This is a genomic window from Bacteroidota bacterium, from assembly GCA_016722565.1.
In the GTDB taxonomy this organism is placed as follows: Bacteria; Bacteroidota; Bacteroidia; order 2-12-FULL-35-15; family 2-12-FULL-35-15; genus 2-12-FULL-35-15.
Genome location: JADKIU010000002.1, coordinates 245,940 through 272,906 on the forward strand (window position 1 = coordinate 245,940; position 26,967 = coordinate 272,906).

Below are 26,967 nucleotides of genomic sequence, written 5' to 3' on the forward strand. Positions count from 1 at the left end.
AGACATATATCGTTATAACTGCCTCATGAAAATATCAAATTTTTCGGGAGGCTTTTTTTTACCCGTAATTTCCGAAAGGTTTGATATTTATAGTTTGTGTTTCCACGTAATCTCAAAAACTATGAATACAACCGACATTCACTCTCACATGTTCAATCTGAAGTATTTGCCAGTTGCAGGTATCATCAGACGTTACTCCAATAACAAAGTTTCGTTACGCATGGCCAGAGGGGTGGAACGGTTTCTTCTCAATAAAACAAAATCATCGTTTGAATCCGAAAAAGGATTAAAAGCGGTTTTTAAAAACATGCTCAACAAATTTTTGGGACTGTTTAATTCAAAAGATGCTGAAAAAATTCAAACACTTTTGCTCAATCCTGCTTTTAAACTGTTGGAGTTGAACCAACATCAAATCATTAGTAACCTGAGCAAACAATTGAATCTGGACGATTTAAAAGATCCACTCATTGCTGATGCCTTGTTGGAATTTCAGGAAACACTTTCATTATCTGCCGATAAAAAAATAATGTTCGGTGATGTTGCTTTAGGAAAAAATTCGGCTGATGCATTAAAGTCAGGTAATTTACTAATGGATAAACTCCTCAAAGAGGTGTTTGAAAAGATGGACGAAGCGATGGGCGGTCTTGAAAAAGCAGGCAACATGGCACGTTGGTTTGCTTTTATGCTTAATAGTGAAGAAGAAATTTTTAAGCGCATACAAGGCAGCGACTCGCAAGGAGTGAGTCGATTTGTGCACCAGATGATGGATGTCGATTATTTTTTCACGGAAGAAGATGGCACCACTCATAAATCGTATTTTGATTTTGTGACCCAACAAATTCCAAACATGGAAAAGTTGGATAAAAAGTATCCGGGTAAGTTGCATGCTTTGGTGGCATTTAATCCTTCGCGCGAAAATAGTTTGGAGGTAGTAAAGTTGGCCATCTCCAAAGGTTTTAAAGGGGTTAAGTTTTATCCTCCATTAGGTTATCGTGCGCATGGAGATCCTAACCCGATATTTCAGAAACGCATAGCCGAACTGTTTCGATATTGCAGTCGCCCCGAAAATGACATTCCTATTTTCGCACATTGCAACAACCAAGGATTTGAAGCCTATCCGAAAGGCGATTTTCATTATCCTGCCCCACGTTATCCTTCCGGTTATAATTCCAGTCCGGTATACTGGTACCATGCCTTGCGTAATTTTCCTGATTTGCGTTTGTGTTTAGCACATGGTGGAGGCACTGAAGGTTGGTTTTGTCATGTTAGAAATACCGATCATATTAAGGCGTATGAAATTTTTCCTGAAAATATTAAGGATGATACAAGTATTCAAACCAACTGGAACAATTCGTATGCGGCCATGGTATTTAAATTATGTGTAGAGCGTCCCAATGTTTATTGTGATGCAGCCTATCTAGATGATATGGTATTACCCGATGGCAGTTTTGATGAAACAGCCAAAGAGAATTTTAAAAAGCGTTTGTTGCGTTTGTTTATGTCAGAGCCTAAGTTTGCAACCCGTATTATTTATGGCAGCGACTGGCACATGCTGTTTCAGGAAGGCAAAAATCAGGTGTATTATTCTACTTATCTTAAGTTTTACAGCGAACCCAAATTTATTCCGTATAAAAACGATTTTTTTGAAACGAATGCAAAACGGTATTTGAAGTTTTGATGGTTTAATTTTTTTACTATTTTAGCTATGATTCTGAACAATACAAAGGGGTCGTAAATAGATTAGTAATGAAATACCTCCTCGTCCTTGTCACCTTTTTCTTTACGATTCAATCTTTTGCCCAGCGCGATACCATTTTCTTTAATAAGGAATGGAAAGTCTGTAAGAAACGGTATGCGGTGTATTACCGCATAGCAGACCCTCAAACGGATGGTGGCTATATCATTACCGATTATTTCCTGAACACCAATATTCCTCAAATGACGGCTTTTAGCCGAACCATTGAACCTGTTTACCTGGAAGGGAAATGCACCTATTATTTCCCCAGTGGAAAAAAAGAAAGTGAAGGATTTTATGAAAAAAATTTAAAAACAGATGTTTGGATTCGCTGGACAGAAACCGGAAATGATTCAACCCTTGAAAATTATACCACTAAGGGTAAAAAGGAAAATATTACTACCAACATGCCTTTTTTATACGATACCCTTCACCCGTTTTCAATAGCCGCACGTGGTAAAGTCGCTTCTTTTTTTATTATTGAGGATGTATTTTTTTAACGTATTCGATAGGAACAGAACTTGCCTTTAAACGTCACAGTTTGGGTGTCGACTATTCCTGGTTTAGATGGCGTTATGAGGAAGATGACAATGAAGATGTTGGGATGTATTCGCAATACGAACTCCGAAAGTATTTCCATGTCGATTATAAATTAACGTTTCTTTCCTTTAGCCGACCGGAGATGGATGTTTATTTTAACCTCTATGATAAGATTGGGGAATATACGATGTGGTACGATAAGTACGAGGAATATGATTTTGGTACCAGGCCAATGGCGTTTTTGCAATCATCGGCAAAAGGCACATTCAATGAGCCGGGTATAGGTTTTGGGTTTCGAAAATATGCAGAGAAAACCGGTTTTGGGTTTGATTGTTCGGTGAATTATGGGTATCGGATGTCGGATACGAATGAGAAAAATTATATTACGACTACTCAAACAGATTTCAGAGATCATGTAAAGGTTGATCGGGATGTGTTTTATATGCGGATGAATTGCTTTTATATTTTTGGGAAGTAATGGTTCAGCGTTGAGTGTTTTCCCAATAGCTTATTATTAAATTTCAATTTTATTTCATAATAATGTGTTGTGAAAGTTATTACTGGGGCGCAAATAAATTTTCTTTAGTATCTCACCTCCATAAAACTTATCTTTGAATAAATAAGCGATTATGAAAAAGTTCTTATTCCTGATTTTGTTATTCAGTACTTCCATTTTAAATGCGCAAACAGATACTTTGTATTATAACAACGGAGTAAAGTGTGATAAAGCCTCTTCATTTTATTATCGTGTTGCAGAATTGCAAGGGGAAGTATATTTGGTTAAAGATTTTTATTCTAAAACTCATACACCTAAAATGAAAGCCTCTTGCAGGCGGGTTGAACCGGAATTAAAATTTGAAGGAAAATGTACACGGTATTTTGAATCGGGGCAAAAATCGATGGAGGGGTTGTATGTAAAAGATATCATGTGGGGGAAATGGACGATTTGGGAGGAAGGAGAAACAGATTCGTTAGTAATTAATTTTGTTTTTCCGGGTGGTTATGAAAATGTATATGTTCCTGTTTCCCAAACCTTAAACAGAGATACCACACTTTCATACAGAGCAGAGCTCATGCCTGAATTTCCTGGAGGTGATCAGGGCATGTATATGTACATTGCAAAAAGTATTGTATATCCCCAGGAAGCAAAAGAAACAGGAATTAGCGGAACCAGTTTTGTAACCTTTGTTATTGAAAAGGATGGAAGTATTTCGGATGTGAAACTACTAAGAGAATTTGTAAAATGTCCGGATTGTGATAAAGAAGCAATGCGGGTGGTTCAAGCAATGCCGAAATGGAGTCCGGGAATTCAATATGGCAGAACAGTGCGCGTGCAGTTTAATATGCCTATTAAGTTTCAGTTACGTTAATTGTTGATGAAGGTAATTTATATTTTTCTTTATAGTATTCTCTACTCATGCTCCCTCATGGGTCAAACTGCTTCGCAGGAAATTCCGCTTTCCAATATTAACTATGCTCAGATAGAGTCACTTTTTTATCAAAAAATTAATGCTTTACGAGCAGAAAAGGGATTCGGTAAACTCTTTTCGGATGATGTTTTAAAATTGGCTGCCAAAGACCAAGCTGCTTACATGCATGCAACACTTAAGGTAGGGCACGACCAAAAAATAAAAGGGAAAGAAACACCTCATAAGCGTGTTGAATTTTACAAAGGGACACATGATATGGTGGGAGAAAATTGCATTCAGATTTTTCTGAAAAAGCCAATGAAAACAAAATATGCTCGTGAACTCGTTATTGCAAAAACCTATGAGGAAGCAGCACAAGCTTTGTTTTTAGGGTGGAAAAACTCTCCAAGACATTATAAAAACATGATCGCTCCAGGTTATGATGTATCAGGTTTGGGATTTTATTTTTCAGCAGACAGTAGCTCTTTGTATTGTGCTCAAGTTTTTTCTGCAAAACCATACATTCAACACAAAGGATTGGAAAGCCCGCTCGACTCGTATGGTATAAAACCTACCAATCAAAAAGTATGTGATTGTTTTAATAGCGATGAATATGCTAAGTTGGTGGGGAACCTACATTTAATTTATGGGGGTGATTCATTGTACATTTCTTCAGAAGATTTCCCGGCCCTAAAACGCTTTTTTAGCAAACCTACCGATGGTATTTATTTTGATGTGGTGTTGCGTGAACAGTTTGTTTGTGCTAATAATAACTTATTGCACGGATCAGAAGTTTATGATGGAACAATGCTCAAGCCGGTTTATTTTAAAGACATCTTTAAAAAGAATCAAGCCTTTGGTGATAAAAATTTTTATGCAACATTGTGTGCTATTCCTAAAATATTTGATGCCTATACACATGAAATTAATTATGGGTTTGTAAAAGAAAATTTTTCATGCACCTATGTTTGGCCCATCAATGTGCCCGGAGAAAATTTGAAAGTATTGCAATTGTATCCCAAATGGATGGAATTGGAGAATGAAAAGATTCCGGTAGATACGTTCAATGGGGAATTGACATTCAATATTCAATTTGAACGAGGCAAAACGCAATTGAGTGAAAAGCAACAGCAACAATTGAATAAGAAACTGCAAATATATAAACCATTTATTAAAGAAGTAAGTATTAAAACGTTTAGTTCGGTAGAAGGAAGCACACAAATAAACATGAAACTGCAGGCACAGCGAGCAGAAATCATCAAGAATGAAATTATTAAAACTACAGGAAAGCTGTCAGGTGTAGAAATTGAATCGAAGGAAAATTGGGAAGAATTTTATAAACAGATTGAGAATGGAAAGTTTGCGTATATGAAAACACTTTCGCAAGAACAAATAAAGGAAGCACTCAAGAATAGGATTGTTTTGGATTCAATAGATTATCTGCTTCGTAAAACACGGATTGCAAAAATCACCATTCAATTAGAAGCCATTGTAAATGACCAATCCGACCCACAATTAGTTTTAGGAGCATATAAAAAAGCGGTTGCTTCAGGAGATTCACTTCGTTCATTTAAATACCAGAACAAATTGTTGCAATCGGTTTTCCGAAATCAAATTTCGAATGCTGATATTACTCAAGTTAGTTTGCCTTTTGATAAAAAATTTCTGCCTCATTGGACCAATTTTATTGCTCTAGCTACTTTTGATCCGGAATTGATATATACACATGAAACACGACAAATGGCTTTGAAAGCAATGAACGTTGATACCACTTTTGCGCCCTTGCAATTTAATATGTGTATTATGACCTTAAAATTTATGAGTGATTATATGGATACATTGATGCCGGTGAAACAGTTGGAAAAGAAAATGAGTGCATCCTATCTGATGAAAAATAAAGCGGATTCAAGTTTAGTTCGTAAAATGTGGCTGAATTATCATATCATTTCAGCCTATCACCATTGGCTTCGACACGAATATGATAAAATCAACCCGAGCTTAACCTATATCAAAAACTATTTTGAGAAGCAACAGATAACAGAAACCGAAGCATTAAAACTCGGATTGTTATTCAATTTTTATGGCCGTTATTCATGGACATTGGATATGTTACATCCGTTTGTGAATGAAACCAAGAATGAAGATCTTCTGTTTTTATATGTAAAAACCTATGCCGGCAATCGAAATGAAACAGGAGGGAATGCCGAGTGGCAAAAATATTTGACTAAAGCCAAGAACATGAATATTCAACGTTTTTATAACTGGATTGATAAAGATAATTTTCAGTTGATGCGTTTGCCGGAGATTAAAAAGGAGTTTTGTACGATTAATAAAAATGATGTGAGGTAGGTGAGAATAGGATAAAAACAAAAAAGTCCTTCATATTGCTATGAAGGACTTTTGCATTTTGAGCGGTCTGGACGGCTAACAGAGAAGCTTTTTTAAAAACTTCTGGTTTCGCTGTGACTCAATAATAATAGTCGTTTTGAAGCTTTTTAATTTTTTTGATAATCGTAGTTTAATCATGGTTTTATCGAAAACCGTCCACCAAACCGTCCACGGGAAAATGTGAATAAATTGATTTGGTAAATCACTCTTTCTCGTCCTACTTTCGAAGTAAATATAAAAAAATTAACCATGAATATTAATTTTCATCTTCGAAATTTAAAGGAAAACACACCTCAAAAAGTGATTGCAAATTTTTTCCTGAAGAACAAAAGGTATAAAATAGATACTGGATTGAAAATAGAGCCAAAGTATTGGTCAAAACCCAATCAAAAGGCAAATCCCTCACATCCAAAGCAGGCAGACTTCAATAAGCGATTAAAATCGCTTTCGGAGGCTATTGTTGCCACCGTTTATAATACAAAGATGTCTAACAAGTGGCTGTATGCCGATGAAATCCAAAGAGAGATTAATAAACAGTTTAAAATAGGCGAATGCGTTCCAGATGAAATAGACGTTACTAACAACTTTATTGCATTTATTGATTATCATATCACAACCAAGGGAGATCGTTCACCAGAAACTATAAGTGCGCTTTTACAGACTAAGAGAAATATCATTATAGCTTTCGGTTTGTGTTCTGAGACAACAATTAAGAAATACTTCAGCCTAGGAAGAAACGAGAGAAGGAAGAGCGACTTGCTTGTCCCTACTAAGGTTATTGAGTTTGACGAAATAAACGCAAGATTTGTGGAGCGTTTTAAATCTTACCTGCTTAATGCTACATATTTACTTAATGGCGAATACGTTCATTATAAAAAGAATTCTATTGCGAAAAATATAAAAATCTTAAAGCAATTCATAAATGCTGCTTTAAATGAAGGCTATATTAAAAATATGAACTACAAGACTGTAAAAGCTGAATGGGAAGAGGCAGATATGGTTTATACAACTTGGGAGGAAATTGAAGCAATTAAAAATGCTCAACTGGAAGAAGGAAGTATGGAAGATAAAGTAAGAGATATTTATGTTTTTAATTGCTATTGCGGTTTGCGGTTTTCGGATTTATGCCGATTAAGCAAATTCAGCTTTTTTAGAGAGAATGGACAATTGATGATAAAAATTAGGCAAAAGAAAACGGACAATTTTATTTATTGATAACTGCGAAGAAGCTGAAAAACGTTCAGTCGAAAATTCGAACCAGTCAACTTCTGAAGATAAACCTTACAAATTATTTCCTAATCCTAATAATGGAAGTATGATCTTGGAATATGCAATTGCTCCAACTGATAAAGCAGTTCTGCTGGTCTATGATATTACAGGCAAAACAATCAGCAATTATTATTTAAATGCTTCCGAAAATAAGATTAACATAAATGAAAACAGACTAGATAACGGAGTTTATTTATATGAAATTAAAGTGAATGGCAAAACTGTTCAAAGCGATAAATTAATTATCATAAAATAAATGCGTAACTTAGTGTCAGTCAAATACCAATGAAAATACTAAGTTTCATATTTATATCAATTGTTTTGGGCATAACTGCAAGTTGTAGTTATGCCCAAAATTTAGTACCCAATTACAGTTTTGAAGTATATGATACTTGTCCATTTAGCGCGGGTCAAATATATTATTCACCCCCATGGACTGATCCATCTAATTCATCTTCGGATTATTTTAATTCATGTGCATCCCCAGGGGCTGATGGAGTTCCGATCAATGGATTTGGGAAAGAGAATGCTAAAGATGGCAATGCTTATGCAGGTTTCGTTATGTTTGCAGGACCTTCTGGTTTAAATGCTCGAGAATATATTCAGGTGCCATTAACAAGTCCTCTAGTTGCTGATACATGTTATTCTTTAATTTGCTATGTTTCTATTGCGGATAATTATAAATATAGTATTACAAACATAGGAGCGTATTTTTCTTCTTCTGCGGTTTCTACTTGTTATACTTGCTTAATGCCTTATACGCCACAAATCAATTATTATGATGCTTCTGGAATAGCTGATACTAGTGGTTGGTATAAAGTGGAAGCCATTTTTCGAGCTCAAGGTGGCGAACAATATATAACAATTGGTAATTATAAAAGTGATGCTGCTGCAACGCCTATAATAGTAAATTCTGGAGGTGGTGATTTTGCATATTATTATATAGATAGTGTATCTTTGGTTAAGGTCAGTTGTCCTATAGACATTGGGATTGGAGAGAATCAAAAAGAAAAGCCGTTTAAACTTTTTCCAAATCCTAATAATGGAAATATGTCATTTGAATACCAACTTAAGGCAAATGATAATGCTGAAATGCAGATTTATGACATTACTGGAAAATTAATTAAAAGCTACCAATTAAATAGTATAGCTACTCAAACGAATATAGATACTGAACTGCTCAATTGTGGTATTTATTTTTATACGATTATTTTAAATAATCAACTTGTTCAAAGTGATAAGCTTGTCATTATTAAAGACTAGCTCCTTCCTTACAAAATTATTTTAGTAAAATATCATTTTAAACACGAGAGTCTTTGTCGGTAGACATGTATAAAATTGAGAAATCATTTATTTTTGTGTCTTCCCATTATGACTAACTTTGTAGTAATAATGTTTTTAAAACTAAATACTATGAAAAATTCTCTGTTTTTATTCTTCATCATTATGAACTTGTCAATAAAGGGTCAGATTTTTCCATCTGATTCATGTAATCAGGGAACTTACACCATGAATACCATTTTCTATCCTTATACTACATCTGTCCTTGATTCTACACAAAGTACAGAAGGTATCTATTTATGTGGACCTAATACAATTGTCTATGACACTCTAAAATTTGCGGGATGTCGTTTTGTATACATTAACCCTGGGTGTACATATATTACCAATTCTCCTTCCTGTGCTATATTTGACATGTACTTTATAAAAGATAATGGTACGCTTATTATTTTGCCTGATGCAAACAATAGCGAATTTAATATTTATCATGAACCCTTAGCAACAATATTACCATCTACTACAGGATGTCAAACTGTAACTCCTTGTTCGGCACTTATTTTTCCACCAATTAATTGTTCAGTTGGTATTGTAGAGTCTACAATTCAAGAAATACTTTTCAAAACTAAGCCGAATCCTGCATCAGACAATTTAACAATAGAGTTTAATACCAATTTTCAGAAAGGAGAAATTGAGATATATAATATGCTTGGTGAAACAATGCTTTCAACTGAAACCAACGGACAGAATACGATACTGAATATTTCAGATTTGTCGATAGGTTTGTATATCGTTCAGGTAAAATCAGAAAATAAAATCAGTCGACAGAGGTTTATTAAACACTAATTAATGCTTTAATAAAAGCAGGAGCATCTTCCTTTTGTTTTAATGCTTCTAAAAATTGAAATTCGTTAATTAGTTTATACTTTCCTGAAATCAGTCTTTCCACTTTGTGTTTTTTGCATTTTTTGCAAATTGTCGCTTTGCTAATATGATATTTTTTCTGAATTTGCTCCATTGATAGAAAGCCAGTTGCTGAACCAAAGAGATTTCCTCTTTTATAAGGACATCCTTTATTGCAGTTCGTATTTCTGTCCATAAATATGCTCGCATTTCGTCCTTTACCTCACGGCTGACCTCATTTGCGAGTTCTTTTGAAAGTTCTCTTAAGATTTTATTTAGTTTAGTGCTTACCAATTGTATATCTCTTGAATTGAGAATACAATTTTAACTATATAAAAAAACGCCTCCTATACCTTAAACATACTTCTAAAAATGTTTTGCGTAAGGGTTTCCAAAAAGCTTTATGGGAAGGCTATTGGAAGATTTGTTCAATAATTGATTTTAATTCCTTAGAACGTTTGGTCTTGCCTTCATATTTAAATTTAGTCTTTGTTCTAAGGTTAGGAATTGGGTTTCCCTTTGAATCAGAAAAGCAGACTTCCATTTTACGGTATAGATTGTTGGTGTTTTTTCCAGTATAATTAAAATCACTTTTAGGAAGTAGATCATTTGATTTTAAGAGATAAAGAAAATCAAATAATGTAGATGCATTAGTGGATGCGTTTTTTTTAGGAGGAAGATCAATCCATTTTATTGATTCTTTTATAACACGAGCACTAATCCCTTTAAATATATCCTCAAAACTTTCGTAGGAGCCAGAAATAAAATTGCCATTTAAGGTTTTATATAATTTCTTGAATTTACTTGCGTCTCCTGAAAAATTGAATGCCGTAGTAGTTGTTGCTGCTTTTCCTGATTTTATTTTTTCTTCTAAAGTGCTTTCAAAAGCAATGCTTTCAGACTTTAGCACCTCTTTGTATAGTCGGTTCGCTTTTGCCGAAAACATAAAACCAAAAAGCACATTGTTCTGAGCTGATAGTAATCTTATAATTAACTCATTTTTAGTATTACTGATGGCGTTTGTTGATTTTTTTTGCTCAGACCTCAATTTGATATCATAAGAGTTTTGCTCCATTTGCTCATCAATCTTATGTATTCTGTCTAATAAATAAATGGAGGCAATTTTATCTCGTTTGAATTCTAAAAAATTCAATTCCAATTCCTTTTCAAATTCAATGATAATTCCTTCCACCCATTTGCCATATAAATAAACACGATTTTCCTGATTGATGTCTGAAAAATCTATGTACTCACCATTGAAATCGGTGTGCTCGAAACTATTTCTAAAAACATGTTGAAGTAAATCCCAGGCGTCTTGTTTCATTATATCAAAAATAAGACAATTCGATTGAATTCTCCCAATTCTGGTTGTAGCTGTAAAAACTTATTAACAGGGTATTTGAGAGATAATCAATAGAAATATAGAAGGATTTGTTTTCTGTAGGTCAATAAAATCAGCTTCTTTAGGAAACCGTCCACCAAACCGTCCACGGAAGAAACAAAAAATCCCGCTATCGTAATGATAACGGGATTCTTATTGCATTTTGAGCGGTCTGGACGGGACTCGAACCCGCGACCTCCTGCGTGACAGGCAGGCATTCTAACCAGCTGAACTACCAAACCTCAAAATAGTACAATTCTGAACGATATTCCTCAGAATTGGACTGCAAAAATAGCTGAATTTTTCATTCAACCAAAGAAATACTTCAAAAAATGGCAAATTTCCTCAGCTCCCTTGATAATCAAAGGTTTATTTTAACCTTTTAACGGCTTTTTTCCCTCTTTATAGTGAAACTCTTTTCTTTTTATTCGAGTCATTACTGATAACCACTACGTTTCAAAATGGAAATAATGATGTATTTTTGGTGAAAATTATAAAAGAATGAACATCACACTATTAATCATCGGACTTGTAATTGGCGGTATAGCTACGCTTGTAACCGTTATATTTACTATTATTTCATTGGCAACAGGTAAAAACAAAAACGCAGGTGCTTGGGGTGCCGGTTTTGTTTTGGCTTTAACCATCTTAATATTATCCATCTTTAGCCTTATCCGCAAAGTGGGTGAAAAAGTGAAAACCGGTGTGGAATGGTTGGAAGAACATAAAAATGACGGTTTAACTGTGGACTCCGACAATGATGCATACAGCAAACAAGAACGTGCTTACTTTTTAGATAGCCTTATTAAATACACCAACCCAGCTTACGAAGGAAAAGTGCCTGCTGATTTTTACGAAAATAAAGTTGCTGAAAAGCAAGCAGACGGCAAAATTATTGTTCCGTTTTTATATCCTTTGTCTATCCGCTATTCACCCAATGAATTTACTGGTGAAATCATCAGTGATGTGAACGATACGGTTTACCTGAAAAATATTTCTACAATGGCATTTGATGAAAATTTTGCAATTGCAAAAGTCGACAATGCCGGTGATACTCAATTATTAAAAGAAGGGCGTGGCGAAATCGAATACATCTTGTTTGACTTACGTACCCGCGAATTTTTACAATTTACAAGCGAACAACAATTGCTTGAAAAAGCAGGGAAAATTGGATATACAGGCTCTCAAACCCTTATCTATTTGACGGATTTATACAGAGGTTGGATTGATACGCTGAACTTTGATTTCTAATTTATTTTCAACCGCTTTTCATTCGGCTGAAAAAGCAATCAAGAAAGATTCCAAGCCCGATTACAAAGTAATGCTGATTTGCATTACTGTTGCTTTTTCACTTTCCATGATTAAATACTTGGGCGATCCCAAGTTTTTGGTCACCTTTTTAAAGAATGTCGGTTCCGATTCACTCGCCAATTCGTTCGAAAATTTAACAACCATCAATCCCAACGCTGAGTTGTATCGATTGGTGTATTGGGCATCCAATGTTATTTTCTTTTATGTGGTGCCACCTTTTCTGTTGATCAAATTTGCGTTTAAAGAAAGCTTTGCTGAATATGGTTTGAGTTTTAAAGGTGCATTCAAAGACAATAAAATTTATCTCATCATGCTACTGGTGATGATTCCATTGGTCTTGTTTTTCTCCCGCACCGAAAGCTTTCAGGCGCGTTATCCCTTTTATAATCTTCAACCCGGAGAATCGGTATATCCGAATTTAATTATCTGGGAAATCGTTTACTTTATTCAGTTTTTTGCCTTGGAGTTTTTCTTCCGTGGCTTTATGGTGCATGGAACAAAACAACGTTTTGGATTTTACTCTGTTTTTGTGATGACGATTCCGTATTGTATGATTCATTTTGGAAAGCCATTTCCCGAAACCATTGCTGCAATTATTGCCGGAGTGGTACTTGGAACATTGAGTTTAAAGAGCAGAAGCATTTGGTTGGGTGTTGCGATTCATTATAGCGTTGCAATAACGATGGATGTATGTGCGCTTTGGCAGAAGGGTCTTTTGTGATGTAATGTGGATGGTGTGCACTTGTCATTCCGACCATAGTGGAGGAATCTTGCACAATTTTAATTCTAGTTTCCATCGGGAAAGATTTCTCCACTATGGTCGAAATGACAAACAAAAAACATTGCAGTAAGGATTTTACTCAACCTCCGCAATAGCAATCAGCAGCTTCTCCAATTTCAATTTCATTTCAGTAGGAGTACAGTCGTAATTATTTGCTATTAACGAAAAACAAAGCATCTCCCCATTTTTGTTCTTTACATAACCGGTGTAACCTCTGGCACGCGTAATGTAACCGGTTTTAGCGCGCATGTTGTTTTCGCAAAAGGTACCTTGGCATAAACTACTCATAGAACCCGATTTTCCGGCAATAGGTAATGAATTATAAAAAGAAGTAAAGTTCTTATCGGTAGCCATCAACCGCAAAATTTGTGTTTCTGTTTTGGTGGTGATTGCATTTGCTCTCGCTAATCCACAGCCATCATTCATGAAAAATCCACTTACATCCACACCTTTTGCTTTCCAGAAATTGGTGATAATCATGGTCCCTTCTGATTCTCTTCCGAAGCCTGTTTTTTTGTAGCAGATGTATTTTAATAAATGTTCGGCATATAAATTCAAACTTTTTAGATTGGTCCAGTAAACAATTTTTTCAAGAGTAGGAGAGAAGGTGCTGAAAAGTGTGGTTCGCTTTTTTGCATCATACTCAACGGTTTTAAAACCATCTACTTTTTTTTCTGTTAAATCGCTGTCCTTTTCTGCTCGGATGGTAGTAGTAGGTTTTGAAATTTTAATTCCTGCTTTGCGCAATGCAATTTCCAATTGACGTGCGCAAAATAAAGCAGGATCCGGAATCGAACCATCCACTTCATAATTTGTTTTGTTGGCTGGAATGGTACCTTGAACCGTTCTGTAATTGGAATAGGACGAACCAAAAATAAACGCATTGTCGTCACTCCCGCCCGAGGTAACACGATTTACCAAAACCATATTGTCGATTGTAGGTTCTACAGACGTAATGAGGGTTTCAGATCCAGCTGCACCTGATTTAAATTTTGCGGTGTATTTATTATCGTGATAGGTTAATCCGCAAGCGCCTGCTCCGAAATAGTTACCCATGTCACCCCAAATCCATTGAGTGGGTGTCATGTTATCTTCAAAGATACTGGCATCACCAACAATTGCACCTTCAATACTTTTAATGCCTTTTGCTTTTAGCAGAGCCGCCCATTTTTGAACGATGGTAGTGCTGTCTTTTTTATCTTTAAAAAATTCAGATTCCAATGTTGGATCGCCACCGCCAAGAATATAAAGGTTGCCTTTTAAGGTTCCGGAAACAGTATCAAGTGTACCGTCATATTGAATTTTTGTTTCAAATTTAAAATCACTGCCAAGGATAGAAAGTGCAGCTGCAGTGGTTACAATTTTGAGGGTACTGGCAGGTACTAGACTTAAATGTGAATTGTATTCAACAATGGCGGAGTCTTTCTTTGTGTTCATCACACAAATGCTCCAAGTAGCATGTTGTAATGCTTTGTCTCTTTTGAGCGTTTCTATTTCAGCAGTCAGCTTTGATTTTTGTGCAAAGGAGAAGCCTGAAAGGAAAATGAATAAAAGTAAATAAAAGTACTTCATTATAAATGTTTGTTGCGAAGCGTCATAGCGAGGAAGAATGACGAAGCAATCTCATTTGAGCTTTCTTGAGATTGCCACGTTCGAGAAAAGCTTACTCGCAATGACGTTCTAAATAGTGTATTTAAATTTTCTTAACGTTTTTATCTATCAAACTTAGAACCACCATCAAAAAGGGCATCAATCTTTTTAGCCAATTTATAATCTTTATCGGTAACGGTATTACCTTCATCGTGTGTGTTTAAAGAGATGGTTACTTTATTATACACGTTGCTCCAGTTTGGATGATGGTTCATTTTCTCTGCCTCAAAAGCTACTTTCGTCATAAAACCAAAAGCATCCACAAAGTTTTTGAATCCAAATGTTCTTGTTAGTGTATTGTTTTCTTCGTTCCACATAATGTTAGTTTTTAAATATATTTTACTTTAGCACATCATCACCTAGTCACTTAGTCACCTAGTCACCTAGTCACTTTATGTCCCAATCTGCACCACCGCCATCGTCAATCGGCTTACACATATCAACTTCTCTTTTTCATCTTTAATTTCAATTGCCCAAACATGTGTTTTTTTTCCAATATGAATGGGTTTTGCTTCCGCATAAACAAAACCATTGGTGCCTGGACGTAAATGGTTGGCATTAATATCCAAACCCACACAAAAGTATTTACTGTTGTCTACAATCAGATTGGAACCGATGCTTCCCAATGTTTCAGCCAAAGCAACAGATGCTCCACCGTGTAAGATTTTCATTGGTTGAACGGTACGGTGATCAATTGGCATACGCCCTTTTATGGAGTCTTCCGTAATCTCAGTAATCTCTATTCCAATAGCTTCTGCCATTGTGCCTTTTTCCATCCATGCTATATCAGCAATCGTATAGGGTTTAAACCAAATGCTCATCGTAATTATAATTTAGATAAAGTTAGGAAGAATTTATTTATGGAATCCGTTTATCTTTTGCACCTAAGAGATGTAATTTTTTAAAACTATATTCGTTGTACCTAAAAAAAATCAGCCATGACCCCAAAACTAATTTTAGCAGCATTTGTCTCCTTATTGATCTTACCATCTTGCGGAGGACGCGGTTCCAACTTTGATGCGGAAGCAATACTAAACGGAGGTTTCGAATCCTCAATGGCCGAATCGGCACCACCACCACCGCCTCCACCACCTCCTGGAGTGGTTGAAACAGTTAAGTTTACACCTCCAGTTACTTCAGAAGAATATGATAAATCTGAAGCGGGTTCTGCAAATGCTTCCGGCTTAACATCCACAACTACCGTTGCCTCAGCTCCAATTAAGATGGCTGAGAAAATCAAAAAAACAGCTGATGTCGACATTTCTGTTGAGGATTATAAAGTTGCTCGTGCAGCCATCGATAAAATTGTAAAAACAGGGAATGGCTATATCAGTGGAGAGAATGAACAAAATTCTACGTATAGTATTTCCAACGCGATGACCATTCGTGTGGCAAACAAAGATTTTGATGCCATGGTCTCCAACCTTGCTGGTGTTGCTAGTCATGTGAATTCAAAAAATGTATACATGGAAGATGTAACGGCTGAGTTTGTTGATATTACTGCTCGTTTAAAAACAAAGAAAGAAGTTGAAAAGCGTTATTTAGAATTGTTGCAAAAAGCAGTGAAAGTAACGGATATCTTAGAAGTAGAAGAACATTTAAGAGGAATTCGTGAAGAGATTGAGGCGAAAGAAGGTCAGTTAAAATTGTTGAACGACCAAGTTGCTTTTAGTACCATCAACTTAAATTTTACACAAAGTTTTGAATACACACCACAAGATGAACCGGGCTTTTTTGGTAGAATGGGGAAAGCATTTGGAAACGGTTGGAAAGGTTTTCTATCCTTTGTAATCGGATTGGTTTACGTTTGGCCGTTATGGTTAATTCTGGGATTAACCACCTATTTTGTTGTGAAGTTCATCAAGAAGAAGTTGAAGAAGTAAACGGCTTCTATTTGAGTCTGTCATTTCAAGGAACGAAGCAATCACCTGCAAAGGAACATTACGCAGGTGATTGCTTCGTTCTTCGAACTGACGTTATGTTAAAACCTAGTCACCTAGTCACCCAGTCACCTAGTCACCTAGTCACCCAGTCACCTAGTCACCTAGTTACCCAGTCACCTTTTGATATTCTTCCTTCGCCTTATCAAACTCTGCTATCAACAATTCTCTTTCAGAGATAAGATTCGAAATGTAGACACTCTTTTTATAAAACAACATGAGCAATAACCATTTGTTTTTTATTTTGGTGACCGCATAATAATACCAATAAGTAAATACTCCAAACAGTGGGAGTGTAGTTGCATAAACAATGGTAATGATGTTGTTGTCGAAATACTTATTCACGAGGAAAATCTGAATCGTATAGAAGATGATAAATGTAAACATACCGGTTACCATGGCAATCGGGCCGCGAAACTCTTTTGATTTGATGGCATTTTCGGCAATCAATGCCGGAATTTGAAATGGTAAATAGTTATTGATTAACCCATAAAGATAAAATGGAAAACCAACAACAATGGTAAACAACGCTAAGATATTGCTCCCGAAAAAGCCTTTGTTCTTCATGTTTCTGGCAATGTCAATGTCTTCGATACCCAAATAATGAAGCTTGCTAAAATAGTCGTCAATACGCAATCGCAAGGATTCAACCATTTCCGGTTTATGTACGGAGAAATATTTTACCGACTCAAATATATTTTTTGTTATAGTGAAGTCGGCTACCTGATCATTTTTTGAAAAACCACTGTCCTTCGTAAGTTTGTATTTGTAGAGTGTTTCTACATTTTTTACCAACTCATCCGTTTTATCATCTTCAATTGCAATCACCAAACCTTCCAGCTTCATTCTGATTTTTTCGGTGAGCATTTCTACAGCTCTGAAATTGTCTTTTTCGTATTCTGCTTTGTAATCAGCTACTTTGATGGGTTCGTCAATATTCACAAACACATCTTTATTGAAGCGGTGAGGGTTTACATAATTTAATCCGATAGTAACGATGTTGGAGCCCAATTGAAAATTATTGTTGGCTTCAGCACCCATAACAATTCTCGCAGCACCGGTTTTGATTGGTCGTAGCTTTCGTTCTGTTATACTAATACCTTCGGGAAACATTAAAATGGCGCCTCCTTTTTCCAGATGCTCATAACATTTTTTGAACGTTTCTTGATTTTTACTCATCTGTGAGGGATCGTCCTGCTTGCGATACACCGGTATCATATTGAGTTTGGGAAGAAACCATTTTGCAAAAGGAGATTTAAATAATTCACCTTTTGCTAAAAAGAAAACTTTTCGATCCAGCAAGGTTGCAATCACAATAGGGTCTAAAAATGTACTAGGGTGATTGGCTAAAACCAATAAAGGTCCTTTTTCAGGAATCAGCTTTTTGTTTTGTAAGGTAATTGAACGGAAGAAAATTCGTACCGTTGTGCGCATTAATATTTTTAGGAGAGCGTAGAGCATGGTTGAAGAATATCACCGCAAGTTAAACAAAATAAATTCTTGCCGAAACCTTAAGTATTAGTGCTTTGATAAGTTTTAATATTTTGATTGTCAGTGTTTTAATGCGAATTGTTTGTAGTGGTTCTATCCCGAAACCTAATTTATCAAGGCTGTAAAATTGCTTTTCACTTATATATGTTATAGGTTTGGTATTCACAACAATAAAACACTGCTACTATGAAATGCGAAGCATTCATGAATTAAACTAAAACTACAAAAACTATGAGTAAAAACTACTATTCTTTTCTAAAACTCAAATCTCATTTTTCTAAACTAATCTTGTCTTGCGTCTTGATACTTGCGTCTTGTGTCTCATACGCACAACCAACATCATTCATCTCAAGAGGAGTTGGAGGAGGAGGAGCACTCTTTTCGCTTTCAATCAATCCTTCCAATAACAACGAGTATTTTGTTTCCTGTGATATGGGCGAGTTGTTTCATACCACCGATTTTGGTGTAAGCTATACGCAAGTTCATTTTACGGAACTAATTGGCGGGCACAATTCGAAAGTATGTTTTACGTCAACCACCGGATTGTTGTATAGTATCAACTATGCAAACAATGAAGTTGTACCCATGAAAAGCACGGATGGTGGTACTACCTGGTCGCCTTTAGCGGGCAACCCCGATAATACAGAAGAAACATTTACGATTGATGCCGATTTTAATAATCCCAATCGGGTGATTATTTCCTATTATGGAGAGATCTTTTTTTCGAGCAATGGTGGAACAACGTTTACAAGTATTCATACTGCAGCAACAGGGTCCGGAAATGTAGTAGGCGGTGTATTCTTTGATGGAAGCAATATTTATATTGGTACAAATGATGGTGTGTTGGTTTCAACCAATGCTGGTGTTACCTGGACAACTGCCACGATTACGGGAATTCCTGCAGGACAACAAATATGGTCGTTTGCGGGAGCAAAAGCAGGAGCAACCACTCGCTTCTTTTGTATCACCGGCAATGCAGCTGATATTTATGTGGGTTTGGTGGGCTCTGATTATTATGATTTTATGCAAGGGGTTTATTCTGTTGATTATGGTGCAGGCAACTGGGTGCCCCGCATGACAGGCATTGCAGCCGGTACAGATTTTCCAATGTTTGTGGGAATGGCAACCAACGACATTACTACCGCATATCTTGCAGGAAGTAACACGAGTTCGGAACCAATTGTTTTAAAAACAACCACTGGTGGAACTTCTTGGAGCCATGTGTTTAATACTGCAAATAATTTAAATATTAATACTGGTTGGAGTGGACAAGGTGGCGATAGAGGCTGGAGCTATGGTGAATGTCCGTTTGGATTAGCTGTTGCGCCTAACAATCCGAATACTGTTATTTTTGGCGATTTTGGTTTTGTGCATAAAACATCGAATGGCGGAACCAACTGGCAACAAGCATATTTAAATGCCAGCGGTCAACATCCTGTAAATACATTAACTCCTCCATACATGAGTTATGAAAGTGTGGGTATTGAAAATACAACTTGTTGGCAAGTACATTGGGCAGACGCGAATAATATGTGGGCTTGTTTTTCAGATATCAGAGGATTACGAAGTACCGATTCGGGAAATTCATGGTCGTTTAATTATACCGGAAATTCTGCTAATTCAACCTATCGTGTGGTAGAACATCCTACTACAGGAACTTTATTTGCCGGTTGCTCCAATATTCATGACATGTATCAAAGCACGCGTTTAGGAGATGCTATTTTAGACGCAGCGGATGCGAATGGAAAAATAATTTATTCAACCAATAACGGTTTGACCTGGCAAAATCTACACATCTTCAATCATCCTGTTTTTTGGATTGCCTTGGATCCCAATAATCCGAATATTGCATATGCTTCTGTTATACATTACGCAGGTGGAGCAGGTGTTGGTGGAATTTATAAAACAACCAACTTGAATTTATTGGCAGGCTCTACTTGGACACTTCTTCCGAATCCGCCACGCACGGAAAAACATCCGGCAAGTATTGTGGTTTTGAACGATGGAAATGTAGTTGCCACTTATTCCGGTAGAAGAACATCTGTATTTACAGCAAGTTCAGGAACATTTGTTTATAACGGAACTTCATGGACAGATGTATCAGATGCAGGAATGTATTATTGGACAAAAGATATTATTGTTGACCCGAATGATGCGACTCAAAATACATGGTATGTATGTGTGTTTAGTGGTTGGGGCGGACCACCAAACGGTTTAGGTGGAATTTATAAAACAACAAATAGGGGAACTAGTTGGACAAAATTAACAGGAACAACCATTGATAGAGTAACCTCTCTAACATTTAATCCGAGCAATGCGAATCAGGTTTTTATAACTACAGAAGGTCAAGGTTTGTGGATGTCAAATAATATTAATTCCGCATTGCCTACTTTTTCAATGGTCACAAGCTATCCGTTTCAACAACCGGAACGTGTATTCTTTAATCCATATACTCCAAGTGAAATGTGGGTAACCAGTTTTGGAAACGGGATGAAATTGGGGATTTATTTAACAACTGGTGTTGTTGATTTTAAAGATCAAGCAGGTTTGCAGGTTTTTCCAAATCCAACCACTGGTTTGATAACGATTGTAAACGCGGATGCAGAACAAGTGCAAGTATTTAGTGGTATCGGACAACTTGTTTATTCAAAAGACTTGCAACAAAATGAAACGCAACTGGATGTATCGCATTTAGAAGCAGGAATTTATTTTGTGGTATGTGGGGAAAAGAAAGTAAAAGTGGTTTTGACGAAGTAGGATTATTGCAAGCGGTGATGTAATTTATTGCGTCATTGCGAGGAACGAAGCAATCTTGTAAAATGCACTCTCTTTTCATCATTGTCTGAGATTGCTTCGTTCCTCGCAATGACGGTTTATTAGAACTATTCTTCTATTCATGAAAAATTGTTTCCGTTTCTACTTAAAGCCAAAACTTGCAATGATGATGATAACAGGGCGCCATTGCAAACAAAGTGAAGCGATCTCATAAAATAATCCCTATTTTTGTTGAATGCTTTCGCAACGACAATTATTTTTAAATCATATTGCACAAACAAGTGAAACACCTTTGGCCTTGGAAATTGAAAAGGCTGAAGGTGTTTATTTATTTGATACTTCTGGCAAACGTTACCTCGATTTGATTTCCGGAATTTCTGTTAGCAATGTTGGACATCGTCATCCGAAAGTGGTGGAAGCAATCAAAGAGCAGGTGGATAAATACATGCACACAATGGTGTATGGTGAATACATTCAAAATCCACAAGTGAGGCTTGCTACAGAATTATCAAAGAACCTTCCTGCTAACTTAAGTTCCATTTATTTTGTGAATTCAGGGAGCGAAGCTATTGAAGGAGCCATGAAATTGGCCAAACGTTTTACGGGAAGAACAGAGATCATTTCTTTCAAAAACGCTTACCACGGGAGTACGCACGGCAGTTTAAGCATTATGGGAAGCGAAGAGTTTAAAAATGCCTTTCGGCCGTTATTACCCGATACCCGTCAGATAGAATTTAACAACGCAGCAGTGTTCTCACTCATCACAGAGCGCACGGCTTGTGTGGTGGTGGAAACCATCCAAGGTGAAGCAGGAGCAATTGTTCCTCAAAATGATTTTCTGAAAAAATTAAGTGCACATTGCAAATCTGTTGGCGCTTTGTTGGTGGCTGATGAAATACAATGTGGGTTTGGCCGCACCGGAAAATTGTTTGCATTTGAGCATTATCATTTTGTACCGGATATTCTTTGTATTGCAAAAGGTATGGGAGGCGGTATGCCAATTGGTGCATTTATTTCTTCAAAAGAAATAATGAATTCGTTAACGAACAATCCGATACTTGGACACATCACTACTTTTGGTGGACATCCAGTGTCTTGTGCTGCAGCTATTGCAACATTGAATGTGTTGTTGGAAGAAAAGTTAATTGATGGGGTAGAAGAAAAAGAACAATTATTCAGAGATTTATTAAAACATCCGAAAATAAAATCAGTTAACGGAAAAGGATTACTATTATCGGTTGAATTTGATAGTTATGAGGAAAACAAATCGATCATCGACCGATGCATTGCAAAGGGAGTGATTACGGATTGGTTTTTATTTAATTCCCACTCCATGCGAATCGCTCCCCCTTTAACAATTACAACCGAAGAAATAAGAGATGCTTGCGCAACCATTATCAAATCGATAAAATAGTCGCTTTAACGTTCTTTAACTTTGTTATCTAAAATTTTGGCACTAACCTTGCGTTATCCTATTCAAATCTTAAAAAATACTAAGAAAATGAAATACGAAGCATTCACGAATTCCTTAACAGGAATGTTCAAAATGAGTAAAAAGACAAGTTTATTGTTTGCATGTATCGGATTATTCGCTTTTACAGCAACTGCACAGGAACCGGTTAAAACGGTAAAACAAACAAAAGAACCTGTAAAGGTTACTCCAATGGAACGGCCGATAAAGGTTGCTCCAACCACTGATAAACAAGTTCCACAAGAAGCTGCGAAAACAGCTCCGGCTCCAACATCAGAGGTAAAACGTACCACCAATGTTAAAAAATACCCTGTGAAGCCAGCAAAGGCAAAAGCAGCAGCTGTTCCGGTTGTAAAGGCCGGTGAAGCAAAATAAAGAGTGTTTGTTTGTGATTAAAATTTTCAAAAATCCCCCCGATATTCGGGGGGATTTTTTGATATTAGAAGTTGCCAATCGAAAGCATCACCAAGGTGCATGCTTCAATGGGTTCAATATTGTTCTTTTAGAGTAAACTTTCAAACTCAGGATTTTCGGTGCCAGGGTTAAAAATAACACGTTTCGGTTTTAAACCAACAACATAGTCCATCCACTCCGGTTGATTTTGCGGACCGACATACAATGTGACGGTATCTACATCAGTGATTTCCGGTTTCCCCAACAAAATTTGTTCGCCATTGATTTCACCCGCTCTGATTCCAACAGGAACAACCAGATGGTTGTGTTTTTGCAAGGCAACAGTGGCTTTATATCCATAGCGTTCTGGATTTGTACTCGCACCAATAACAACCGTTTTTTTTGACATCGTTTATTTTTTAATCACTCTTCTTCTCAAAGGAGAGGAGTTGGGTTTAGTATTCTTCAACATAATCTAAATTCTTACCATGACTTTCTTCAAGCATAAGAGTAGCACCCATTCCAAGGGGTATCACAATCATTGCAATTATTGCAGCTGCGTATAAAATTCCCATTGTTGTGGACATATCTCTCCACCATGGTAGCATTAAGGCAGTTGCTCCTCGCACAAAATTTGGAACTGTTGTGGTAACTGTAGAACGTATATTGGTGCCAAATTGTTCAGAGGCAACGGTAATAAATACAGCCCAGTATCCCATTGCAACTCCAAGAGCAAATGTTATAAAATAAAAAACAGTGGTAGATGATCCATTCGAAAGGAAATACCAGGCACAACATCCACCTAAACCTGAAAGAGAAATTAATAATGCTTTCTTTCTAGATTTTAATTTTTGTCCGATATAACTTGTTATAATACTTCCAACTGCAGCACCCGTATAGTGGAACATAATCGATTTCCCTGGACTGATTGGCCCATCTATACCTAAAGCAACAGCAAATTCGTTCGAAAAGAAAATTAAAATTCCTACAACGAACCAAACAGGAATTCCTACAAGGATACAGGAAATATATTTGATAAATCTTCTGCCATTTGTGAACAGGCTGAGAAAATTTCCTCGTTTTGCGCTCGACTCTTTTACTTTATCAAACATGCCGGATTCGTGCACATAAACACGTAAGCCTAATAATGCTAAGCCTAAACCACCACCAATCCAATACGCCTGTTTCCAGCCCCATTCGGCAATAAGAAAAGCCAAAACGGCTCCAGCAATACCAATTCCAGAAACAAGAGCTGTACCCCAAGCGCGAGTTTCTTTTGTCATTACTTCTGAAACTAAAGTGATTCCTATTCCAAGTTCCCCAGCTAGTCCGAAGCCTGCAATAATTCGTAGAATAGCATATTGATCAAGTGTTTGTACAAATCCATTAGCAATATTAGCAAGTGAATAAAGCAATATGGTAAGAAATAAAGTGGATAATCGTCCTTTTTTATCACCAAGCACGCCCCAAACAACTCCTCCGATTAACATGCCTATCATTTGCATATTTACAAGATAAGTACCTGCACTTCCCATCTGATCATCCGGTATTCCAATTGCTTTTAAGCTAGGGACACGCACAATTCCGAAAAGTGTAAGGTCGTAAATATCTACAAAGTAGCCCAACGCAGCTACAATTACCACAATATTGAATGGATTAGCATTTCCTGATTTAGTACTCATACAGATAATTTTAGATGCTAAAAATAAGAAAGAAAATGGATATTCCAGAAAAATGAAAAACCCCGCTAATAGCGGGGTTTCACCTGAAATATTCAGCGGAGAAAGAGGGATTCGAACCCCCGGACCTGTTACAGTCAACAGTTTTTCCCGATGGGACCGCAATCTCCCACAATCAAGTAATATTATTTTCTTTCAACCAATTATAACCATCAATTGATTTAAAGAACTTCTCTCTTTTAATAGCCTCTGTTTTAGAATTAAACATCTCAGTGTAATGAATGACGAATGGTGCTCTGGCTTTTGTGCTTTTTACCAACAAGGAATTATGTCTTTCTAATCTTTTGGGTAAATCAGAGGTGTATCCATAATAATACCCATTGTCCTTTAAACTTTTAAGTATGTATACGTAATAGTGCATCGGCTTAGAAAAATGAAAAACCCCGCTATTAGCGGGGTTTCACCTGAAATGTTCAGCGGAGAAAGAGGGATTCGAACCCCCGGACCTGTTACAGTCAACAGTTTTTCCCGATGGGACCGCAATCTCCCACAATCAAGTAATATTATTTTCTTTCAACCAATTATAACCATCAATTGATTTAAAGAACTTCTCTCTTTTAATAGCCTCTGTTTTAGAATTAAACATCTCAGTGTAATGAATGACGAATGGTGCTCTGGCTTTTGTGCTTTTTACCAACAAGGAATTATGTCTTTCTAATCTTTTGGGTAAATCAGAGGTGTATCCATAATAATACCCATTGTCCTTTAAACTTTTAAGTATGTATACGTAATAGTGCATCGGCTTAGAAAAATGAAAAACCCCGCTATTAGCGGGGTTTCACCTGAAATGTTCAGCGGAGAAAGAGGGATTCGAACCCCCGGACCTGTTACAGTCAACAGTTTTCAAGACTGCCGCAATCGACCACTCTGCCATTTCTCCGGGGGCAAAAGTAATATTTTTTTCTAACCCGGAATAAAAAAATGAAAAAAATACTTTAATTCACTAACTTTGTTGGAATCCCCGTCATGTGCGCATGCACAAAAAACGATTGATTATGAAAAAGTACTTGATTATCTTGTGTTTACCTATTGTGTGCATGGTAAATACGCTTAACGCATCCAATGTTACTGCTTATTTAACGTATGGCGTTTTCTCAACTCCTGCAAAAGGCTCATTTGTAGAAACCTACCTGTCTGTCATCGGACATTCTTTGAAATTTGTTAAGAATGCAAATGGTAAATATCAAGGTGCTGTTGATATTTCTGTTGCTTTTAAACAAAATGGAGAGATAAAAAATGCTCAGAAATATTCATTGAACAGTCCGGAAACTGCAGATACCACGAAAGGGTTTCCTAATTTTATAGATCAACAGCGCTATACATTGGCAAGCGGAACCTACGAGATGGAATTATCTATTGCCGATAAAAATAAACCCGGTGAAAAAGCATTTGTAGCCATTGTGCCGGTGACGGTTGATTTCCCGGATGCAATGATAGGAATTTCATCCATCCAATTGTTAGAATCTTATGTGAAAGCCACAACACCATCAATACTTACAAAAAGCGGTTATGATTTAACACCTTATGTTTCTAATTTTTACCCTGAAAACACGAGTCGATTGAAGTTTTATGCAGAAATGTATAATGCTAAAAAGATATTGGGTGACGGTGAAAAGTTAATTGTTTCTTATTTTATTGAATCTTTTGATAGTAAAGAACGCTTGAGCAACTTTAATGGTTTTATGAAACAATCTGCAAATGGCGTAAATATTCTGTTGTCGGAGTTTAACATCGAGTCGTTGCCTTCTGGAAACTACAATTTAGTAGTTGAAGTGAGAGATAAGGAGAATAAAATTCAAGCCAAACAAACGTCCTTTTTTCAACGAACGAACAAATTAGCAGCATTAAACTTTGACGATTTAAAAACAATCACTGTCAGCAATACGTTTGTGAGTTATTATAAAAATGCAGATTCGATGCGCTATTATATTAAGTGCTTGCGCCCCATCTCTAATCCTACTGAAATTCAATTTGCAGAAAATCAGTTGAAAGCCAAAGACCTTGAATTGATGCAACAATATTTTTACAACTTTTGGAAATCAAGAAATGCTTTGCAACCTGAAAGTGCTTGGCTGGACTACTATAAAGAAGTTCAAAAAGTGAATAAGGAATACGGAACCTACGGCTTAAAAGGATTTGATACGGATAGAGGGAGAGTATATTTGCAATACGGTCCGCCCGACCAACGAACAAAGTTCGATACCGAGCCGAGTGCATACCCTTATGAGATTTGGGAATATTATACTTTGTTTGATAAAACGCAAGCACTTACCAATCCTAATAATAAGCAATCCAGCAAAAACTTTGTTTTTTATAACCCTGATTTGGTAACCAATAAATACACCTTGATTCATTCGGAAGCACGCGGTGAAATTTACAATACCCGCTGGAGATTACTTCTTCACAAACGAGATACCGCTGCACCGGATTTAGATCAGGAAAGTACGCCCGACCGCTTTGGTGAAAAGGTGGATGATAGTTTTAATAACCCACGATAATTAGTCTTGCTCATT

25 protein-coding genes, 2 tRNA genes and 1 pseudogene are annotated in these 26,967 nt (G+C 36.5%); 16 read left to right on the forward strand and 12 right to left on the reverse strand.

Annotated elements, in window-relative coordinates:
* Positions 1–121: 121 nt before the first annotated feature.
* From IPP64_06410 to IPP64_06450, 9 genes are all read left to right on the forward strand, one after another.
* Entirely contained in the window at positions 122–1,678 is a 1,557-nt protein-coding gene (locus tag IPP64_06410; protein MBL0329042.1) for an amidohydrolase family protein, read from the forward strand.
* Positions 1,679–1,746: 68 nt separating this feature from the next.
* On the forward strand, positions 1,747–2,235 hold the full coding sequence (locus IPP64_06415) for a hypothetical protein (protein ID MBL0329043.1): 489 nt from the start codon (positions 1,747–1,749) through the stop codon (positions 2,233–2,235).
* Positions 2,236–2,276: 41 nt separating this feature from the next.
* Positions 2,277–2,753 (forward strand): hypothetical protein, encoded by a 477-nt coding sequence (locus tag IPP64_06420; protein ID MBL0329044.1) that lies wholly within the window; start codon positions 2,277–2,279, stop codon positions 2,751–2,753.
* Between the two features lie 151 nt (positions 2,754–2,904).
* Positions 2,905–3,645, forward strand: a complete 741-nt coding sequence (locus IPP64_06425; protein ID MBL0329045.1) for an energy transducer TonB — start codon at positions 2,905–2,907, stop codon at positions 3,643–3,645.
* Positions 3,646–3,702: 57 nt separating this feature from the next.
* Positions 3,703–6,033 (forward strand): CAP domain-containing protein, encoded by a 2,331-nt coding sequence (locus IPP64_06430; GenBank protein ID MBL0329046.1) that lies wholly within the window; start codon positions 3,703–3,705, stop codon positions 6,031–6,033.
* Positions 6,034–6,321: 288 nt separating this feature from the next.
* The gene (locus IPP64_06435; protein MBL0329047.1) at positions 6,322–7,287 is read left to right on the forward strand and encodes a phage integrase SAM-like domain-containing protein; all 966 of its coding nucleotides are present in this window, start codon (positions 6,322–6,324) and stop codon (positions 7,285–7,287) included.
* A 106-nt stretch (positions 7,288–7,393) separates the two neighbouring features.
* Positions 7,394–7,597, forward strand: coding sequence for a T9SS type A sorting domain-containing protein (locus tag IPP64_06440; protein MBL0329048.1), 204 nt, complete (start codon positions 7,394–7,396; stop codon positions 7,595–7,597).
* Positions 7,598–7,626: 29 nt separating this feature from the next.
* Positions 7,627–8,604, forward strand: a complete 978-nt coding sequence (locus IPP64_06445) for a T9SS type A sorting domain-containing protein (GenBank protein MBL0329049.1) — start codon at positions 7,627–7,629, stop codon at positions 8,602–8,604.
* Positions 8,605–8,754: 150 nt separating this feature from the next.
* The gene (locus IPP64_06450; GenBank protein ID MBL0329050.1) at positions 8,755–9,465 is read left to right on the forward strand and encodes a T9SS type A sorting domain-containing protein; all 711 of its coding nucleotides are present in this window, start codon (positions 8,755–8,757) and stop codon (positions 9,463–9,465) included.
* Here the strand turns inward: IPP64_06450 and IPP64_06455 are convergent.
* The 3 genes from IPP64_06455 to IPP64_06465 form a co-directional block, all read right to left on the reverse strand.
* Positions 9,455–9,718, reverse strand: coding sequence for a hypothetical protein (locus IPP64_06455; GenBank protein ID MBL0329051.1), 264 nt, complete (start codon positions 9,716–9,718; stop codon positions 9,455–9,457). The genes IPP64_06450 and IPP64_06455 overlap by 11 nt on opposite strands.
* Positions 9,719–9,934: 216 nt before the next feature.
* Positions 9,935–10,846: a hypothetical protein gene (locus tag IPP64_06460; GenBank protein MBL0329052.1), complete on the reverse strand. Its 912-nt coding sequence runs from the start codon at positions 10,844–10,846 to the stop codon at positions 9,935–9,937.
* Positions 10,847–11,071: 225 nt separating this feature from the next.
* Positions 11,072–11,145, reverse strand: a tRNA-Asp gene (locus IPP64_06465).
* Between the two features lie 259 nt (positions 11,146–11,404).
* Between IPP64_06465 and IPP64_06470 the strand changes: the two genes are divergently transcribed.
* Positions 11,405–12,154, forward strand: a complete 750-nt coding sequence (locus tag IPP64_06470; GenBank protein MBL0329053.1) for a hypothetical protein — start codon at positions 11,405–11,407, stop codon at positions 12,152–12,154.
* Entirely contained in the window at positions 12,144–12,935 is a 792-nt protein-coding gene (locus IPP64_06475) for a CPBP family intramembrane metalloprotease (protein ID MBL0329054.1), read from the forward strand. The genes IPP64_06470 and IPP64_06475 overlap by 11 nt, the downstream gene beginning before the upstream one ends.
* A 135-nt stretch (positions 12,936–13,070) precedes the next feature.
* On the opposite strand, the gene dacB is transcribed toward IPP64_06475, so the two are convergent.
* From dacB to IPP64_06490, 3 genes are all read right to left on the reverse strand, one after another.
* Complete coding sequence (gene dacB, locus IPP64_06480) at positions 13,071–14,567, reverse strand: D-alanyl-D-alanine carboxypeptidase/D-alanyl-D-alanine-endopeptidase (GenBank protein ID MBL0329055.1); 1,497 nt, start codon at positions 14,565–14,567, stop codon at positions 13,071–13,073.
* A gap of 140 nt (positions 14,568–14,707) precedes the next feature.
* Complete coding sequence (locus IPP64_06485; GenBank protein ID MBL0329056.1) at positions 14,708–14,962, reverse strand: 4a-hydroxytetrahydrobiopterin dehydratase; 255 nt, start codon at positions 14,960–14,962, stop codon at positions 14,708–14,710.
* A gap of 75 nt (positions 14,963–15,037) precedes the next feature.
* On the reverse strand, positions 15,038–15,466 hold the full coding sequence (locus IPP64_06490) for a hotdog fold thioesterase (GenBank protein ID MBL0329057.1): 429 nt from the start codon (positions 15,464–15,466) through the stop codon (positions 15,038–15,040).
* A 117-nt stretch (positions 15,467–15,583) separates the two neighbouring features.
* Between IPP64_06490 and IPP64_06495 the strand changes: the two genes are divergently transcribed.
* Positions 15,584–16,528, forward strand: a complete 945-nt coding sequence (locus IPP64_06495; GenBank protein MBL0329058.1) for a DUF4349 domain-containing protein — start codon at positions 15,584–15,586, stop codon at positions 16,526–16,528.
* A 165-nt stretch (positions 16,529–16,693) separates the two neighbouring features.
* On the opposite strand, the gene IPP64_06500 is transcribed toward IPP64_06495, so the two are convergent.
* Positions 16,694–18,046 (reverse strand): 1-acyl-sn-glycerol-3-phosphate acyltransferase, encoded by a 1,353-nt coding sequence (locus IPP64_06500; protein ID MBL0329059.1) that lies wholly within the window; start codon positions 18,044–18,046, stop codon positions 16,694–16,696.
* A gap of 261 nt (positions 18,047–18,307) precedes the next feature.
* Between IPP64_06500 and IPP64_06505 the strand changes: the two genes are divergently transcribed.
* From IPP64_06505 to IPP64_06515, 3 genes are all read left to right on the forward strand, one after another.
* The gene (locus IPP64_06505; protein MBL0329060.1) at positions 18,308–20,833 is read left to right on the forward strand and encodes a T9SS type A sorting domain-containing protein; all 2,526 of its coding nucleotides are present in this window, start codon (positions 18,308–18,310) and stop codon (positions 20,831–20,833) included.
* Positions 20,834–21,086: 253 nt separating this feature from the next.
* Entirely contained in the window at positions 21,087–22,265 is a 1,179-nt protein-coding gene (locus tag IPP64_06510; GenBank protein MBL0329061.1) for an aspartate aminotransferase family protein, read from the forward strand.
* Positions 22,266–22,352: 87 nt separating this feature from the next.
* Positions 22,353–22,697 carry a hypothetical protein gene (locus IPP64_06515; protein MBL0329062.1) on the forward strand — a complete coding sequence of 115 codons (345 nt, stop codon included), beginning with the start codon at positions 22,353–22,355 and terminating at the stop codon, positions 22,695–22,697.
* A 64-nt stretch (positions 22,698–22,761) separates the two neighbouring features.
* Here the strand turns inward: IPP64_06515 and IPP64_06520 are convergent.
* The 5 genes and pseudogenes from IPP64_06520 to IPP64_06540 form a co-directional block, all read right to left on the reverse strand.
* Positions 22,762–23,124 (reverse strand): annotated as a pseudogene (locus IPP64_06520) (CoA-binding protein).
* Between the two features lie 46 nt (positions 23,125–23,170).
* On the reverse strand, positions 23,171–24,397 hold the full coding sequence (locus IPP64_06525) for an MFS transporter (protein ID MBL0329063.1): 1,227 nt from the start codon (positions 24,395–24,397) through the stop codon (positions 23,171–23,173).
* A gap of 172 nt (positions 24,398–24,569) precedes the next feature.
* Entirely contained in the window at positions 24,570–24,815 is a 246-nt protein-coding gene (locus IPP64_06530; GenBank protein MBL0329064.1) for a GIY-YIG nuclease family protein, read from the reverse strand.
* A 132-nt stretch (positions 24,816–24,947) separates the two neighbouring features.
* On the reverse strand, positions 24,948–25,193 hold the full coding sequence (locus IPP64_06535) for a GIY-YIG nuclease family protein (GenBank protein ID MBL0329065.1): 246 nt from the start codon (positions 25,191–25,193) through the stop codon (positions 24,948–24,950).
* Positions 25,194–25,249: 56 nt separating this feature from the next.
* Positions 25,250–25,334, reverse strand: a tRNA-Ser gene (locus IPP64_06540).
* A 115-nt stretch (positions 25,335–25,449) separates the two neighbouring features.
* On the opposite strand from IPP64_06540, the gene IPP64_06545 reads away from it, so the two are divergent.
* Entirely contained in the window at positions 25,450–26,952 is a 1,503-nt protein-coding gene (locus tag IPP64_06545; protein ID MBL0329066.1) for a GWxTD domain-containing protein, read from the forward strand.
* Positions 26,953–26,967 lie beyond the last annotated feature (15 nt).